This is a genomic window from Actinophytocola sp. KF-1 (assembly GCF_054661535.1).
Genome location: NZ_BAAFVK010000007.1, coordinates 442,661 through 459,864 on the forward strand (window position 1 = coordinate 442,661; position 17,204 = coordinate 459,864).

Here is a 17,204-nt window from a genome sequence, read left to right on the forward strand (position 1 = left end):
CGCGGGGTTAGATCAGGCCTTCGCGGAGGGCGTAGGCCACGGCGTGGGAGCGGTTTCGCAGTTGGAAACGGTTCGTCACGTCGTGGAGGATGCTCTTGACGGTGCGCTGCGAGTAGCAGAGCTTGTCCGCGATCTCCTTCGTGGACAGTCCGGACGCGACCAGGCGCAGCACCTCGGTCTCCCGGTTCGTGATGCCCGCCAGGTGCAGGCCCCTCGGCTCGAGCACGTGCCGCTGCAGCCGGGACACCCGGTTCAGCAGCCTGCCGAGCAGGTCCGGCGGCAGCGCGCCCTCACCGGCCGCGGCGGCCTTGATCAGACGGACCAGGACGTCCGGTGTCGTGTCGGCGCGGCGGGCCACCGCGCACACCCCGCCCTCGACGGCGGTCAGGATCTCCGTGTCCTCCAGCTCCCCCGCGATGAGGACCACCCTCGTGAACCCGCGCACCTGCAGGGTGCGCAGCAGCTGTGCCCCCCGGTCGTCGAACCGGTCGGTCACCACCAGCGCGACGGCCTCCGTGGACGCGGTGTCCTCGTCGACCAGCCACACCTCCTGCCGCGTGCGCAGCGCCATCTGGACGCCGCTCTGCAGGATCGGATCGGTCGCACGCACGACGACCGGGATACGGCTTTGCTCCAACATCGAAATCTTCCGCTTCTCTAGCACGCCCCCGACTCGACGCCCAGCACGTCGAACCCGCGCAGAGAGAAGGTTGCCCCAAGGTGCGTCCCAGGCACATGGGACCGGTGTCCCGGTTTTGCACGGCCGGACCACGGACCGTGCCCGGGCGGGCACGCAGCGGGGCCCCCGACCGCGTCGGGGGCCCCGAAAGGACCAGTCAGCTGGGCGTCGGGCCCGCGAGCCTGCCCGAGAAGGAGACGGCGGGCGTGCACTTGCCGGTCGCCGGTTCCGGCGCGCCGGGCAGCTGGCAGCTCACCTCGACGGTCAGGGGCTGGTCCGGGCTGAACGTCCACGGCTCCAGGAAGTGGAAGTCCATGTCCCGGAAGTTCTGCAGCCCGGTCGCGTACAGCACCTCGTCGCCGCGCTTGATGGCGAGCGTGCCGCTGTCGCCGCGCGGGTTCTGCAGGATGATGTCGGTCAGCACCAGCGTCTTGTTCGGCGGGATCGAGCCGGCGGGCACCTTGAACTTGTCGAACTTCGCCGGGTCGGCCTGCGCGTCCGCGCTGGTCGTGATCCGGAAGTCCACCGCGGAGCCGGTCGAGATGTCGACGCCCTTCTCGTCGGTCGTCGCACCCCGGCCGCCGGCACCGGCACCGCCGCCGCCCGCGCCGCCCTTGGCCGCCATGTCGTCGACCTTCTTCTGCGCCGCGTTGGCCTTCTCCTCGGCCGCGACGGCACGCCGCTCGGCGAGGTCCGCCTTGTCCTTCAGCTCGGCCTGCGCCTCCTCGGCCGCCGTCTTGCCCGCCTCGCGGGCCGCGGTCTGCACGGTCGGCTTGACGAGCGTGAACCACAGCACCGCCAGCACGACGGCCGCGGCCAGCACGGCCGCGGCGACGGGCAGCAGCCACTTCGGCAGCATCTGCTGCTGCACGACGGTGCCGTCCATGTTGACCGGCGGCTGGTCCGGCGCGATCGCGGTGACCCCGAACGGCAGCCGCTTGTCGGCGCCGCGCAGGAACCGGTCGTACGGCTTGGCCCGCAGCTTCAGGAACGCGGACGTGCCCGGCTGCACGGTGAGCGTGCTGTGGTCCAGGGACAGCTTCAGCTGCTCCTCGGGGTCGTTGGTGACGACCTCGACCGGGATCGGGTAGTTGCCGGAGTTCTCGACGACGACCTCGTGCACGGCCTTGGTGCGGCACCGCGACGTCTTCGGCGTCAGCTCCAGCTGCAGGTCCATGAACGGCTCGACGTCGACCGACCCCTCGGCGACCGACGAGTTCGGCGGGTCCTCGCGGGACAGCACGCGCACGCCGAACGGCACCTGCCCGGCGGGCACCGACGAGTCCCTCGGCGGCGCGAACCGCACGGTGGCCTCGCCGTCCTGCCCCGGCATCAGGTTCATGACGCGCGGCGTGACCTCGGTCCACTCCCGAGAATCACCGACTATGTCCAAGGTGAACTGGTCGACCAGCGTGCCGTTGTTCCGCACCAGGACCGTCGCCTCGACCGCCTGACCCGGAGTCACGGACAGCTGCCTGTTCGCCAGCGACGTGGTAGCTCCCATGAGGAAGCAGTGTCGGTGAGGTGCCGGGTGGCGGACAGCTTGCGCGAGGGAGCATGGCGGGGCGGCCGGAACTGCCCGATAGGGCGCACCCAGGCGTCCGCTACGCCACCCGCGAGCCGGGACCGGCGCGTCCCGATCCCCCATACGGTCGGGCGCGGTAGATCTGGAGGTCCCCCGTGCCCGAGTCCCTGCTCCGCAGCAAACGTGCCGTCGTGATGGCCGTCGTCGCGACGGTCGTCGGCGTTTCCGCCGTCGTGGCCCTGTCCGGCCAGACCACGTCCGCGCGGGCCGCCACCGCGCCCGGTTCCACCGTACGCGCGTCCGTCGCCGACGCGTCCGCGCCGGAAGGCGACGGCGGCCCCGAGAGCGGCGGTGAGAACCAGGAGCTGTCCGCGAACGGCACGACCGTCGTGTTCTCCAGCTACGCGCGGCTCGACAGCCTGTCCAACAACGGCAACGAGGCCGTGTACGTGCGCGACCTGCGGTCGGGTCGCACCGTCATGATCAGCCGGGGCCAGTTCGTGCGCCCCGCCCCGCCGACCACGACGACGACCACGACCACGACGACCACGACCACCACGACGCCGCCCCCGACGTTCACGCAGCCGAAGCTGGCCGGGGACCCGTTGCTGTCGTTGAACGGCAGGCGGCGGCAGCAGGAGGGGCCGGTGTTCGGCGAGGTGCCGCCGAGCTGGGGCAGCACGGAGCCGACGATCTCCGGTGACGGCCGGTTCGTCGCGTTCGTGACCCGGGCCGACAACATCGTCGTCGAGGACGACGACGAGGACCGCGACCTGGTGCTGTGCGACCGCGACCCGGACGGCGACGGCGAGTTCGACGAACGCCGCGACGACGGCAGCCTCGTCTACAACTACTTCCGGGTGAGCGAGCCGCAGACGGACCAGGGCGACGGTTACGTGTACCGCATCGACCGGCCGCGGGTGCCGAAGCTGTCCGACGACGCGACCCGGCTCGTGTGGCAGGACCGCCGCTCCGACGACGGTGGCTACCCCTACGACGCGGTGTTCACCACGAGCGTCACCCCGGCCGGCCCCGGCCAGGTCGAGGTGCTCCGCCCGGCCCTCGACGGCCGCAGGCCGACCGCGCAGCGGAAGCCCGACGTGTCGTCGGACGGCCGGTTCGTGGTGCTGGTCGCCGACTACGAGCGCCAGGAGGGCGGCGGCGAGTTCCCCATCTACATCCCGTTCCACGCGATCATCCGCCAGGACATGGCGACGGGCGCCGTGGTCCGCGCCGACTGGGACGTGAACACCACGCCCGACGAGCGGGAACCGCTGTCGGTCGACGAGTCGGTGTTCCTGGCCTCGCCGGCGATCTCCGGTGACGGCGGCACGATCGCGTTCGAGGCCGAGGCGTACGAGAACAGGTGCTCCTCCGAGCAGTGCTGGTACTCGGTCGCCGACCAGCCGACGGTGTACGTGGTGCGCGTCCAGGAGGACGGCACGCCCGTCGACTCGGCGATCGTGTCCCGGGACAACGACAACGAGATCATCAACGGTTTCGGGCCCGCGCTGTCCGCCGACGGCCGCTTCCTCGCGTTCGCCACGGACAACGCGAACGCGCACGACGGCGTCGACATCCCGCTCGGCGACTCGGACAGCTGCCGCACCTACGAGCCGGAGGGCCTGAAGCGCGCGGACCTGCCGCCCACCACCGACGACCGCGACCGGCGCGTCGTGTGCCAGGTCGTGGTGCGGGACCTGGTCGTCGACCGGCAGCGGCTCCGCGACGAGGAGCCCCGGCTGCCCGGCACGCTCGCGTCGCCGGGCACCAGCCGGGACTGCGTGGAGGACCTGCCCGCGGACGCCACGTGCGGTGGCAACGACGACTCACCGCCGTACGACTCGGGCGGGCCGACCCTGTCGGGCAACGGTTCCACGGTCGCGTACGACTCGTGGGCGTCGGACCTCACCGAGCCCGCGGACGACAACCCGGACACCGACGTGTATGTGCGGACGTTCCGCCCCGAACTGCGTGCCGACCCGAACCCGCTGGAGTTCGGCGAGGTGACGCTCGGCGAGGCGCTCGACCGCGTGGTGCGGCTCGACCACACCGGCTTCGGCCCGCTCGTCGTGTCCGAACTGACCGTCGGCTCACCGGAGTTCACGCTCGGCGCGCAGACCTGCACCGGTCCGGAAACCGTTGTGCTGCAACAGACCGGCAGCTGCGAGGTGTCCGTCCTGTTCACCCCGGAGAACGCGGGTGAGCGGACCGGCACGCTGGTCGTGCGGCTGCGGGACGGCCGCGAGTTCACCGTGCCGTTGCGCGGCACCGGGGTCGAGAAGGAGGACCCGCCGGTGCCACCGGACGCGCGGTTCGCCGCGGCCCCGGACCCGCTGGCGTTCGGTGACCGGCTGCTGCTGTCGAAGGCGCCCGCGAAGGCCGTGACGGTGACGAACACGGGCGGGCAGGACCTGACGGTGACCGCGGTCAGCATCGTGTCGCCGCTCGCACCGGGCGACTACACGATCGAGTCGGACACGTGCACCGGCACCCCGGTGAAGCCGGGCGAGACGTGCCAGGTGGCGGTGGCGTTCTCGCCGCGGGCGTCGGGGCCGCGGGCCGCGGTGCTCCGGTTCACCGACGACGTGCCGGGCGGCACGCCGCACCTGATCGGGCTGACCGGCGCCGCCGGCGTCCCGGCCATCGAGGTCTCCCCGGGCGTGAGCCCACCGGGCCGCGTGCTCGCGGTGTCGGGCAGCGGGTTCGCCCCGGGCAAGCCGGTGACCGTCAAGATGGGTGTCTTCGCCCAGCAGGCGACCGCGACCCCGGGCGCCGACGGCCGCTTCACCGCGATGCTGCTGGTCCTGCCCAAGACGGCGATCGGCACGTACCCGGTGACCGCGACCATCGACGAGACGGACCCGCCGATCGAAGCCGCCAAGCCGGTCCTGATCGTCGCCCCGTCGGTCACCCCGGCCGACTTCGTGATCCGCAACTGATCCTCAGCTGGGGGCCGGGCGCTGCGCGCCCGGCCCCCGCGAAGCGGGGGCAAGCCCCAAGCGGGAAACCCCATCCAGGGAAGACCCGACTGTGGACCCCAGCCCCCGCGGCCGCCTCGGGTGTCCTGAAAGGCGCGTTCATGTCGCCCAGTGACCTGAACGCGCCTTTCAGAACACCCCACCTGAGCTGAACGCGCCTGTCAGGACACCACCCATCCCGCGCTCCGCGAGTGACTGCGCCCAGCATGCCCGGCGAAACCGCCGCTACTCGGCCAGGAACGGTACGACGACGGCGGCGAACTCCTCCGCCGCCTCGCTGTGGATGCGGTGACCGGCCGGGATCTCGACCACGCGCGCGGACGGCATGCGTGCCGCGGCCTCGTGGATGCGGTCCTGGTCGACGTGGCTCGCCGGGCCGCCTGCCAGCCACAGCGTGTCGGCCGGGACAGCCGCGAGGCCCGCCCACCACGCCGGGTCGGGGGTGCGGACCGTGCGGAAGACGGGCTCGACGACCGCCCAGTCGAAGTCCACCGGCTCGGGTGGCCGGGCGGGCGGTTCGAGCAGTGGCACGGGTTCGTGCGGTGGCGGTGGGGCGTCCTCGATCACCATGCGGCGGACCAGCCCGGGGGCGCGCATCGCGACGTGCATGGCGACGGCGCCGCCCATCGAGTGGCCGACCAGGTCGACGGTGTCGTGGGCGGCGATGGCGCGCAGGACGTGGTCGGCCATGGCGCTGATCGAGTAGTCGCCGGTGCGCGGGGCCGTGCCGTGGCCGGGCAGGTCGAGCGCGATGGACGTGCGGGGCAGCCCGGCCGCGAACCTGTCCCAGGTGCGGGCCGAGCTGCCCAGCGCGTGCAGGAGCACGACGGGGGTCATGCGGCGACGGTAGCCGCTAGATCTCCTCGAAGAACTCGATTTCGCTGATGGCCAAGGTGTTGCCCTTGACCGCCTTGAAGGTGCCGACGACGTGGATCTCCACGCTGTTCACACCCTCGCCGTTCTCGATCTCCAGTGTCTGCGGGTCGGGCAGGTCCTGCAGGTCGATGTCGGTCGTCTTGCCGGTGGAGAACACGAGGTGCAGCTTCTGGGCGCGGAACGTGCCCTTGAAGTCCCCGCCGTCGCCGTTGTGGACGATGATCCGCGCGAGGTCCACCGTCCGGTCGAACTTGACGACCATGTTCGGCTCCTTCGGGCCGACCGGCGCCGCCCAGAAGCTGTCGGACGCGCCGTCGACCGCGAGGTTCGCGGGGTGCTTCGGCAACGCGGCCGACGCCGTCGGGGCCTCCGCCGCGGACACGGGCACGTACTGCGGGAACACGAGCCGCTCGAACGTCCCCTTCGCCTCCGCCGCCTGCTCGTTCACCCAGCCGCGGAACGGCGCGAACAACCCGTACGCGATGCCACCGAGCACGAGCGCGATCGCGACCACCCTGCGCACGACCTTGAAGGTGGCGCTGAACGCGACGCCGAGCTTGCTCTTGCCGGCCCGGCCGCGGCGCTTGGGCCGTTCGCCCGCCTTGCGCACCTTCGCGCCACGCCGCGGGAGCAGCTTGCGCCACCACGGCGTCTTGACGACCGCCGCCTCGGCGAGCGACGTGCCACAGCGGCTGCAGAACTTGCGGGTGGGCGGGTTGCCCTCACCGCACTCGCCGCAGACGAGCTCGCCCGGCTGGAGCTTCTTCGTCGGCGGCTGCTTGCGGACCTGCGGCGGCTTCTTCAGCGCCTCCTGCGGGACGACGGCGTCGGGTTGCGTGGTCGCCTTGCCCGTGACGGGGGCCACCAGCTCGCCTGCCTCGGCGTCGCTGGCCTTGGGCTTGGGCGGTGGCAGCGCCGGGCCGCCGGACGCCGTCGGGGCCGGCGGGTCCGGTGGCAGCTTGGGCGGCGGCGGCTTCAGCGGCAGCGCGTCGGACGACGGCGCGCCACCGGCCGGGGACACCCCCGGCGGCGGCAGCTTCGGCGGCACCGACGACGCCGTCCCCACCGGCAGCGGCAGCGCACCGGCAGGCGGTGCGGGAGCCGCGCCGGGAGCGGGCGGCAGCTTCGGCGGCGCCGCGGGGAGCGCGGGCGGAGCCGAGGCGACCGCCGACGGCGCACCCGGCGGAGGCGGCGGCTTCGGCGGCCCACCGGCCCCCGGAGGAGACGGCGGCGCAGCAGCCGATGCCCCTGGCGGAGGCGGCAGCTTGGGCGGCGCCGCAGGCGCGGCAGCCGACGCACCCGGCGGCGCAGGTGGCGCACCAGGCGGAGGCGGTGGCTTCGGCGGTGCCGAAGGCGCGGCGGCCGACGCACCAGGGGGAGGCGGCGGCTTCGGCGGCCCACCGGCCCCCGGAGGAGGCGGCGGCGCAGCAGCCGATGCCCCTGGTGGAGGGGGTGGCTTCGGCGGTGCCGCAGACGCGGCACCCGACGCACCCGGCGGCGCAGGCGGCGCACCAGGCGGAGGCGGCGGCTTCGGCGGTGCCGCAGACGCGGCACCCGACGCACCAGGAGGGGGCGGCGGCTTCGGCGGCGCTCCCGGCGGAGGCGGCGGCGCACCAGGTGGTGGCGGCGGCTTCGGCGGTCCCCCGGCCCCCGGCGGCGGTGGCGGCTTCGGTGGCCCGCCCGCGCCGGGCGGAGGCGGTGGCTTGGGCGGCCCGCCGGGCGGACCGGGCGGCTTCGGCGGCCCACCGGGAGCACCCGGCGGCTTGGGCGGGCCGGGCGGACCCGGCTTGGCGCCGGGCGGTCCCGGCGGACCGGCACCAGGCCGTCCGGGCAGCCCGGGCTTCGCCGGGGTCTGCACCGGTTCGCGGTCGCCCACGTCCAGGTACAGCGCCGACTGGATCCGCGACAGCCACCCGCGTTTCGGCTTCTCCTCTTCCTCCGGCTCGGCGGCGACCGGCTTCGGGGCGACGGCGACCTTCTCGCCCGTCCACTCCAGGAACGCACCGCACGAACCGCAGAACGCGTCCGTCTCCTTGTTGTGGAAACCGCACGTCTTGCACACGATCACGGTCGGTCCACCTCCACTCTGTGCACCACGTGCGCCGGCTTGGCGGCCGCGACCGCGGAGTCGACGAGGTCCATCGGCACGCTTGACGGGTCGTGCACCCGTATCCGGACGGCGAGCCGCGGCGACGCCTCGCCCGGCATGTCGGCGCCCGGGTTCTTCGACCAGCCGACCCCGCCGCTGTCGGCGATCTCGACGCGGCCGCCCGTCAGCACCTGCAGGTTCGCGCGCAGACCGGCCACGGTCCCGCGCATGCGGTACATCTCGACGGCCGTGGCGACCACCGCGCGGCGGCGCTCGATCGGCCAGCCCTCCTCCAGTTCGATCCCGACCCAGCCGGCGATCCACTCGAGGAAGTCCTCCGGCGCGAGGTACGGGTCGAAGTAGTCCACCAGGCAGTCCAGAGTGGACAGCACGGGGGCGAGCACGTCGTCGAAGCCGCCGACGAAGCGGTCGGTGAACTCGTCCTCCTGGTAGACCGCGGGCAGCATCCGGATGAACGGCGCCGCGCTCGGCATCCCGGCAACCAGACCACGCATCAGTTGTCCTCCACCTTCACGTGGTGCTCGAACGAGAAGATGAGGCTGTGCCGGTCCACGTCGAGCCGCTGGCACTCCTCGCCGCGCTCGCCGGTGACCGGGTTGGCGCCGAACAGCCGCACGTCCTCCACGAGGTCGACCCCGCGCACCCGCTGCAGCAGCGCGTACACGTCCCCGGCCTGCACCGGCCTGCCGAACTCCCAGCCGCGGCCGTCGCGGCCGCCGCTGATCGGGTTCAGGTACCCGTACAGCGCGGCCAGCGCGTCGGCACGCACGCGGGCCTTGTCCAGCCGGGGCCGGGCCACGATGCGCGCCACGACCGTCACGCCCCGGTACCGCGGCGGCGACACCAGCACGCGCGTGCCGATCAGCCGCACCTCGTCGAGCCGCTCGGTGATCCGCTGCAGCGTCTCCTCCTCCGGCACCAGCTCCGCGAAGTCGATGCGGCCGTCCACCTCCGCCGCCGCGGGCACGATCAGCACCCGCACGGAACCGGCGTCGGTGTCCTCGTCGCCCGCGGTCACGCAGCGCACGCGGGCCACGTCCGGCGCCGCCTCCTGCGTGATCGCCTCGTAGTCCTCCGCGGTGACCGCGCGGCTGCGGGTGCGCAGCAGGATCGGCCCGCGGGACTTGGCGTCGTCGACGCTCTCGCCGTCGACGCCACCCCACGCCGCCTCGATGTTCTCCACCCGGGACACGAACGGGATCGACGACTTCAGCGTCCGGATCGCGCCCTTGCCGACGTTGCCGACGCGGCCGCCGCCGGTGGCGTAGCGGCGCATCCGGATCGTCGCCCCGTACGGCGGCACCGCGCCGTACTGCCGCAGCCCGCCGTCCGGCTCGCGGATCGCGGGTCCGAACTGGACGGTGCCGGACGTGCCGTCGAGGATGTAGTGCCGGTCGCCGGGGCCGCTGCCGGCGAAGTTGTGGACCGGTGTCCACTCCTGCCAGCCGTCGTCGGACATGGTCTCCAGCACGGCCTCGCCCGCGCCGATGACGACCGGGCGGCGCGCGGTGTGGAACTCCTGCCCCGGCACGCCCTCCGAGTCGCCGAGCACCTCGTCCTCGACGATCTCGCAGTGGTTCGCCTGGACGGTGCCGCCGATCGTGCTCGCCGACAGGGCCGTCACCAGCGGCGACGCCTGGTAGGTCGGCCAGTCCGCGTCCACCTCGATCACCCTGGCCCGCAGCCAGCCCGCCGCGGTGCCGCCGAGCACGGCGGACTCGTGGTCGGACGGCACGTGGACGTGCACCTCACCGGTCGTGTTCAGCGCGCCCGTGCCGTCGGAGCTGACGAGACACTTGCGCCACTCCTTGCCGTTCCACGCCTCCCACACGAGCGGCGGGTGGTCGGGGTGCACGCCGACGCCCTCGACGGTGCAGTCGAAGTCCAGGCGCACCACGCAGTTCGGCACCGGGTCGGACAGGCCGACGAGCACCGCGTCACCGGGCCGCGGCACGGCGGAGAACGCCTGGAACGACTGGCCCATCTTGAGCTCGTCGGTCCGGTCCACCTGCGCGTCGGCGTCCGCGGCCTGCGTGGCCACGTAGTTCAGCGCGCACGGCAGGATCCGCAGGTCCGCGCCGGTGGAGAACACCACCGACTCCTCGGTCTCGGTGCGCAGCGTGGCCACGTCGGTGCCCATCGGCACGCCGACCGGCGTGATCGCGGGCGCGGAGAGCCAGAACGTGACGTCCGCCTGGGCGGGGGTCGCGGGGATCAGCCGCAGCCCGATCAGCTCCAGGAACTTCACGTACAGCCGGTCCGGCACCTGGTTGAGGCGGAACAGCAGCTGGTCGGTCATGAACGCGAACGTCTCGATCAGCGTGACGCCCGGGTCGGACACGTTGTGGTCCGTCCACTCCGGACAGCGGCGCATGACCATGCGCTTCGCGTCGTCGACCAGGTCCTGGAACCGCCGGTCGTCGAGGTTCGGGGCAGGCAGCGCCATCAGTAGTCACTCCCGTCCTCTGGGATGGTGTAGAAGGGGAAGACCAGGTTGCGCCGGTCGTTGGTGTCCTTCGGGCGGTACTGGATGTCGATGTACAGCACGCCGTCCTCCTCCGGGTGCGGCGTGACCAGCACGCCCTCGACGTCCACACGCGGTTCCCAGCGCAGCAGCGCCTCCCGCACCACCTGGGCCAGCTCGCCGATCGTCTCCACGTTGATCGGCCGGAACACGAAGTCGCGGATCCGGCTGCCGAACTGCGGGCGCATGGGCCGCTCACCGGGGTAGGTGGCGAGGATCAGCCGCATGGCCTGCTCCAGCTCCACCTCCCTGCGCACGAGCGCGATCCCGCCCTGCGGGGCGACACCGAGCGGGAAGGCCCACCCAGCGCCGATGAAATCTTGTTGGGTAGTCACGGAATCCCCTAGTTCAGCTTGATGAGCTTGCCGGAGACCTCGACGATGGCGCTGCTCTCGATCTTCACGCCCATCTTCCCGGAGAGCGAGAGCTGCCCGTCGGTCTCGACCTTGATGCCGCCCATGCCGCCCTTGATCGTGATGCCACCGAGGTCACCGCACTCGATGGTCAGCGACCCGTTGGGCGACTTGGACTCCGGCGGTTTCGGGTTGCACGCCAGCGTCACCGTGCCCGCCACCTGGTCGATGACGAGGCCGAGCTTGTCGCCCTTGGTGCCGAGCTGGATCTTCGACTGGATCGGCGGCAGGCTGCCGGGCGGTCCGGGCGGCAGCTCGTCGGTGAACGTCAGCTGGTTCGCCGCCGGGGTGGCGATCCCGCGCTTGGTGACGATGCCCGACCCGGCCACGGCGTTCTTCAGCTCACCGAAGTCCGACTTGCTGTTGATCAGTCCACCGAGGACGTACGGCCGGCGGGAGTCGCCGAACTCGAAGCCCAGCAGCACCTCGTCGCCCACCGACGGCAGGAACAGCGCACCGGTCTTCGCGCCGGCGCCGAACTGCACGACCCGCGCCCAGTCCGACTCGAAGTTCGGCGCGAGCCACGGCAGCGCGACCTTCACCCGGCCGAGCTTGTCCGGGTCGGCGACGTTGGTGACGACCCCGCACACCAGCCCGCCGAAGTCGGTCTTCTTCGGCGCCCCGCCACCGGACGTGAGGCCGAGCAGCGACCGGTTCTGCCTGCCGGACACCCAGAACCGGGTGCGGTAGCCGAACTCCTCCGGGTTGAACACGTGCCGGGCGTTGGTGACGAACCACTTGCCGCAGAACTGTTCCGGCACCCCGGCGATCTCCACCTCGGCGCCTGCCTGGATCGCCGGGTCGCCGTTCGCGTCGCCCTCCGCCTCGGCGAACGTGCTGGCGATGTGGTCGGCGACGCCCTTCGCCGCGGCCTCGGCCGCCGTGTCCGCCGCGGGCCCGACGCCCAGCGGCCGGTCCACCACCAGGTAGGCGGTGTTGCTCGCGGGCAGGCCGAAGTCGAGCTTGGGCAGCCCGGGGATGGACGGCAGCGACGGCATCGACGGCAGTGAGATCAGCCCGTCGGTGAACGACTTCGCGAGGTCGGCGGGGTCCTGGTCCTTGATGTTCGCGGTGCCGGTGGCCGCGTCGACCTTGGCGACCGCCACGCGCGCGTCCTTGGGGTCCCACACCCGCACCTCGACGTCCGGGGTGATGTTCGCGGCCGAGATCCTCGGCAGGAACGTGTGCAGGTTGTCCTTGAACGTCAGCTTGCCGTTGCCGAGCCCTACCATGCTCGCGACCGCGTCGACCGCCGCCGACAGCGCGCCGCCGAGCCCGCCGCCGTCCTTGCGGCCGGACGCCTTGCGGAAGAAGAACTTCCCGCCGACCACACCGGTCTCGTAGCCGATCTCCCTGGCGCGCTCCTGCAGGAAGTCCCAGTCGGACTGGGCGACCTGCGCGACGTGGTCGTGCGCGACCGCGGTCTCCTCGACCGTGCCGATCTCCAGGCCCGCGTTCGACGCGACCTCCCTGGCGATCTCGGAGTCCTTCATGTTCAGGTACGTGCGGGTGCGCTTGGCGCGCTGCAGCCGGTGCGCCTTCTCGTAGCCGCGCACCACCGAGTAGATGAGGCCCTCCTGGCAGATCGCCTCGATCGACGTCACCTCGCCCTTGATGAGCGAGGTCGTGCTGTCGCTGTCGGCGGGACCGGCCGCGATCTCCACCACCGACCCGATCTTGAGGCCCGCGTCCTTGACGACGGTGCCCTCCAGGTCGTGGAAGGTCAGCTCGAACATGTCCGGCAGGTGCAGGTGCGTGTCGACGACCGCGCGCATCAGGCTCGGCAGCACCAGCGGCGAGAGCGGCATCCCGATGGGCTTGCCGATCTTGATGGTGGGCCAGACGATGGCGGACTTGCTGCCGCCGAGGAGACCGCCGAGCGTCATCGCGTGCCCCCGTCGGCCAGCTCCTGCGGGTTCGGCAGGTAGATCGTGTCGCCGGGCCGCACCCGGTTCGGGTCCTGGATGCCGTTCACCTCGGCGATCCGCCGCCACGCGCCCGGGTTGCCGTAGTTGGCGGTCGCGATCGACTGCAGCGACTCACCGTGCCCCACGGTGTGCGCGCGCCTGCCGACCAGACCACCGGACGTCGGGTTCTGCGGCAGCGTCCCCAGCAGGGACGGGATCTCGTAAAAACCGAGGTTCACCTTGGCGCGCACGGGAATGCCCGCGGAGGTGAAGCGGGTGTACTTCACGCTGACCGACTGCATCAGCACCGTGTACATGAACCCGACCATCGGCGGTCCCCACTGGAACGTCAGCGGCGGCGGCTGCGTCTTGAGGTTCTGCCCGGTGACCACCGACATCAGCTGGCCGAGGAACCCGGCGTCCGGGGACGTCCACGTGAGCAGCGTGTCGCACCGCAGCTTCGTGTCCATGCCCTCCATCAGCACGTCGTTCATCGTGATCTTCGCGGGGTCCGACTTCTGCGCGGACTGCTGGGAACCGCCGTTGCCCGGCGAGGCGACCGACTTGATCCGCGAGGTGCGCTGGATCGTGATCTCTTTCGGGTTGAAGTCGAAGTAGACGAACCCGATGTGCGGCAGGGTGGTGCAGCGCAGCGACGCGGGCACCCGCGCCCCGGCGAGCGAGGCGGCACCGATGGCCGCGCCCGCGGCGAGGTTCGCGCCCGCACCGGCCATCATGGCGGCGGTCATCGTGTCGTCCTTTCGATCGGTGTCGTCTGTGCCGCGTCGCGCGGCGCTGTCCGTTCGCTCCGCAAGCTCCGCTCAGAGGAACCCCTCGTGCACGAGCACGAGCGTCTCCGTGGCGATGCCGAGCGTCCCGGCGTTGAGGTCCGGGCCCTTCCAGCTGTCCGGGTACACGTTCCGCAGCGTCCACGTCGCGACCTTCTGCGCGTGCGCGTCGTACAGCGTGATCTGCGCGGTGCCGCCCCCGCCGCTGGCGTTGGCGTCGATCCAGGTCGACGCGCGGTCGCGCAGCCACGCCTGCACCTTCGCGGAGTCCGCGGCGCTGATCGCGCGTTCCAGCGTGACGTGCGGGTACGTGATGTGTCCCGGCAGGACCGTCTCGTACTGGTAGTTACCCCCGTCGGGCTGCGTCTCGGGGTTGAACTTCACCTCGAGGCCGTTGCAGCGCGCCCAGCCACCGAGGTCCACCCCGTCGACCGACACGTGGAACCGCGTCGTCAGGGCGAGCATGGTGTCGAGACTGATCGGCATCGTGAGTCCTCCGGCGGGTCAGGCGAGCTTGCGCTCGTCCTCGAGGAAGCCGCGGTGGACGAGCTCGAGGGTCTCCATGGCGACCTGGCTCGCGCCCGCGTCGAACGACGTGATCGACCACTTGGCGGGCATCACGTCCCGCAGCGTCCACTCGGTGACCTTCTTGGCCGCGGTGGTGAACAGCTGGATGGAGCCGGTGAAGACCTCCATCTCCCAGGAGTTCTTGTTCAGCCACTGCTTGACCTTCTCGGTCTCCTCGGACACACCGCGGATGAGCTTCACGTTGGTGTACTTGGTGTTGCCGGGGAAGTAGAGGCGGTCGTTGCCGCCGTCGCCCATGCGGTACTCGGCGATGTCCCAGGCGACGTCGAGCCCCTCGGCCTTGGTCCAGCTGCCGAGGTCGTACTCCGACTTGCCGGACATGCTCACCACGAAGCGGTTCGCGAGGCCGATCGATGACGTGTCGGTCAGTCCCATGGTGTTCCTCTCCTAACGGAAATCGCTGAGCAGTCCCGCGCGCTCACGGTCGACGAGCAGTTCGGTGCGCAGCCTGCTGCGCAGGCGGTCGTACAGGCGGTCGGACAGCTCGTCGAGGTCGAGCCTGCTGGCCGGGATGGGCTCCTCGTCGTCGTCGGCGTGCGCGCCCGCCGCGCCGTGGGCGGCCGCGGAGTCCGCGTTCTGCCGCTGCGCCGCCGTGCCCTGCCGTCCCGGCGTGCCGGACCGCTGCTCCGGCTCGTCGGCGAACCAGCTGTCCGTGTCGAACTGCCTCGCCGACTCCTCGGTCGCGAGACCGAGGCCGGTCATCAGCCGTTGTGCCAGCGGCCGCTCGTCCTTGGGGCCCTGGAACCAGCTCTGCTCGGAGCCCGGCTCCGCGAACAGCCCGGTGAGCCCGAGCCCGGAGTTCGGGTCCATGCCGGTCAGGCCGTGCAGCCACGCCTCCTTCGAGTTCGCCCGGTAGCTCGGGCGATGCGGCGTCGACGGCGACGACGTGGTGCCGTTCTGCATGTCGTCGAGCTGGCGGTCGATCCGCTCGTAGTGCGCGGCGTCGAGGTCGGTCAGCGGCTCCTTGCCCTGCTCGAACCGCTCCTGGTTGATGATCTCGAGCGTCTGGCGGGCCATCTCCTCGCGGCGCGCGGTGCGGTCGAACGAGGGCCTGGCCTGGGTCGTGGCGGACGAGCCGGACGTGCCGGACGTGCCGGCCTGCCCGGGTGCCAGCCTCGGGTTCGTCCACTCGGTCACCACGTGCCGCGCGGACTCCTCGGCGATGCGGCCGACCTCCGCCCGCGCGGCGGCGTCGAACGGGCTCTGGACGGGCGCGGGCGGCTGCGGGGCCGGCGCCTGCGCCGGGCTGGTCAGCAGCTGCGCGGGGGCGGTCATGTCGGGCGCCGCTTCCGGTGCGGCGACCGCGGGTTGCGGGGCGTGGATCAGCGGCTGCGGCTCCTCGGCGCCGGCCTCCCCGCCGTAGAACCGTTCCGCGGCCTGTGCTTCCGCCTCCAGCTGCTGCCCGAGCGGCGAGTCGACCGCCGGGAGCACCGGGCCGAGCGTGCGCTGCTGGACCGCGTGCACCAGCTCGTGGGCGAGCACGCCGCGGGCCTTCGGCGAGTCGGTCGGGCCCGCCTCGTCGGGCAGGAAGACCGCGCCACCGGACGCGAACGCCTTGGCACCGCGTGCCTTCGCGGCCGCGTCGACCGCCGGTCCGCGGTACACCGGCACGTCCGACACGTCGGCGTGCTGGCGGGCGCGGATCGAGTTGGCCAGGTCGGGCGGCACGGCGTCGACGACCGTCGCGCGCGGCTTCGGCCGCGGGGTGCGCGGCGGCAGCAGGTCGGCCGTGGCCCGGAAGGAGGTGGCCACGGCACGCTTCTCCGGCGCCGGGCCCTCGGCGGGCGGCTTCGGCCGGACGACCGGGGGTGTGCCCTGCGCCGAGGGCGGTCCGGGCCGGGGAGCGGGCGCCTGCTCGGGCGCCGGTTCAGGTGCGGGCTCCGGTTCGGGTGCGGGCGCCGGCCGCGGCTCGGGTTCGGCCACCACACGCACAGGGGCCGCCGGTGGGGGCGGCGGCTCCTGTGGTGTGGCCGGCTCGACGACCCCGTCCACGACCCGTGGCGGTGCCTCGGGGTGGACGAGGTCTTCCTTCGCCGGCGCCGGGATGGGGGCGCCGAGGCCGAGCCTGCGTGACTGGCCGAGGTTGGGACGGCGCGGGCGCATCGGGCGCCGCACCGGGGCCTCGGCCCTTTCCACGCCCTCCACCATGCGCGGCGGTGGCTCGTTCGCCTGCACGGGTGAGGGCGGTGGTTCCGGCGCCGGTTCCGGCTTGGCCCGCAGCTCGGGCGGCAGGAACGACGGCGGTTCGGCGATCGCGGTCTCGGGTTCCGGCCCGGGGAGACCGGGGAACACCGGGAGGCCGGGGTTGGTGGCGTACCGCAGCCAGCTCGGCGCCCGGTACGGCTCCAGCGCCTCCCTGGGTTCGCCGAGGTACTCGTCGACCGCGTCGGTCAGCACGGGTGCCTCGGCGGGGGTGGACCGGACCGCCCTGCGCACCACCGGCGCGGGCGGCAGCGGCTGCGGGAGCGGCACGTCGGCCACCGGCTCGGCGGCCGTCACCGGGACCGGCTGGGCGATCCCGGTGACGGAGCCGGTGGCGGGCGCCACCTCGGGTGCGGACGCACCGCGGGTGGCGGGCCGCAGCGGCGGCAGCACCGGCGCCGGGCCCGCGACCAGTGGCGCGGCCCGGCTGATCGTGACGGGGATGACGGGCAGCGCGGCCCACTGCCGTCCACCGGACGCCGGCGCGGGCGTGGGCGTCGTCGCCGCGGCGGCAGGCGTCGCGGCCGCCTCGGGTGCCGCGGTGTGCGCCGCGGTCTCCCGCCGCCGCCGGAATGGCCAGCGCATCGGTGCTCCCCTCCTGTTCATGAGTC

General features: G+C 72.7%; 13 protein-coding genes. 1 reads left to right on the forward strand and 12 read right to left on the reverse strand.

Going from position 1 to position 17,204, the window contains the following annotated elements; translation table 11 throughout:
• Positions 1-7: 7 nt before the first annotated feature.
• Together ACYQ77_RS23655 and ACYQ77_RS23660 are read right to left on the reverse strand one after the other, a co-directional pair.
• On the reverse strand, positions 8-640 hold the full coding sequence (locus ACYQ77_RS23655; protein WP_459714823.1) for a response regulator transcription factor: 633 nt from the start codon (positions 638-640) through the stop codon (positions 8-10).
• A gap of 196 nt (positions 641-836) precedes the next feature.
• A complete protein-coding gene (locus ACYQ77_RS23660; RefSeq protein WP_459714825.1) occupies positions 837-2,183 on the reverse strand; it encodes a hypothetical protein in 1,347 nt (448 codons plus the stop codon).
• Between the two features lie 176 nt (positions 2,184-2,359).
• Here ACYQ77_RS23660 and ACYQ77_RS23665 point away from each other — a divergent pair, with 176 nt between their 5' ends.
• Positions 2,360-5,146, forward strand: a complete 2,787-nt coding sequence (locus ACYQ77_RS23665) for a choice-of-anchor D domain-containing protein (RefSeq protein ID WP_459714827.1) — start codon at positions 2,360-2,362, stop codon at positions 5,144-5,146.
• Between the two features lie 264 nt (positions 5,147-5,410).
• On the opposite strand, the gene ACYQ77_RS23670 is transcribed toward ACYQ77_RS23665, so the two are convergent.
• The 10 genes from ACYQ77_RS23670 to ACYQ77_RS23715 all read right to left on the reverse strand — a co-directional run bounded on the left by ACYQ77_RS23670 (position 5,411) and on the right by ACYQ77_RS23715 (position 17,178).
• Positions 5,411-6,022 (reverse strand): alpha/beta fold hydrolase, encoded by a 612-nt coding sequence (locus ACYQ77_RS23670; RefSeq protein ID WP_459714829.1) that lies wholly within the window; start codon positions 6,020-6,022, stop codon positions 5,411-5,413.
• Between the two features lie 16 nt (positions 6,023-6,038).
• Positions 6,039-7,127, reverse strand: coding sequence for a zinc ribbon domain-containing protein (locus tag ACYQ77_RS23675; RefSeq protein WP_459714830.1), 1,089 nt, complete (start codon positions 7,125-7,127; stop codon positions 6,039-6,041).
• Positions 7,128-8,125: 998 nt separating this feature from the next.
• The gene (locus tag ACYQ77_RS23680; protein WP_459714832.1) at positions 8,126-8,665 is read right to left on the reverse strand and encodes a phage tail protein; all 540 of its coding nucleotides are present in this window, start codon (positions 8,663-8,665) and stop codon (positions 8,126-8,128) included.
• Positions 8,665-10,617, reverse strand: a complete 1,953-nt coding sequence (locus ACYQ77_RS23685) for a putative baseplate assembly protein (protein WP_459714835.1) — start codon at positions 10,615-10,617, stop codon at positions 8,665-8,667. The genes ACYQ77_RS23680 and ACYQ77_RS23685 overlap by 1 nt, the downstream gene beginning before the upstream one ends.
• Positions 10,617-11,030 carry a GPW/gp25 family protein gene (locus ACYQ77_RS23690; RefSeq protein ID WP_459714837.1) on the reverse strand — a complete coding sequence of 138 codons (414 nt, stop codon included), beginning with the start codon at positions 11,028-11,030 and terminating at the stop codon, positions 10,617-10,619. Before ACYQ77_RS23690 ends, ACYQ77_RS23685 begins: the two co-directional genes overlap by 1 nt.
• An 8-nt stretch (positions 11,031-11,038) precedes the next feature.
• Complete coding sequence (locus tag ACYQ77_RS23695; RefSeq protein WP_459714840.1) at positions 11,039-12,994, reverse strand: phage baseplate assembly protein V; 1,956 nt, start codon at positions 12,992-12,994, stop codon at positions 11,039-11,041.
• On the reverse strand, positions 12,991-13,764 hold the full coding sequence (locus tag ACYQ77_RS23700; RefSeq protein WP_459714842.1) for a CIS tube protein: 774 nt from the start codon (positions 13,762-13,764) through the stop codon (positions 12,991-12,993). The genes ACYQ77_RS23695 and ACYQ77_RS23700 overlap by 4 nt, the downstream gene beginning before the upstream one ends.
• Positions 13,765-13,836: 72 nt before the next feature.
• Positions 13,837-14,289 (reverse strand): phage tail protein, encoded by a 453-nt coding sequence (locus ACYQ77_RS23705; RefSeq protein WP_459714844.1) that lies wholly within the window; start codon positions 14,287-14,289, stop codon positions 13,837-13,839.
• A gap of 18 nt (positions 14,290-14,307) precedes the next feature.
• Positions 14,308-14,766 carry a phage tail protein gene (locus tag ACYQ77_RS23710; RefSeq protein ID WP_459714845.1) on the reverse strand — a complete coding sequence of 153 codons (459 nt, stop codon included), beginning with the start codon at positions 14,764-14,766 and terminating at the stop codon, positions 14,308-14,310.
• Between the two features lie 12 nt (positions 14,767-14,778).
• Positions 14,779-17,178 (reverse strand): eCIS core domain-containing protein, encoded by a 2,400-nt coding sequence (locus ACYQ77_RS23715; RefSeq protein ID WP_459714847.1) that lies wholly within the window; start codon positions 17,176-17,178, stop codon positions 14,779-14,781.
• Positions 17,179-17,204: the final 26 nt, after the last annotated feature.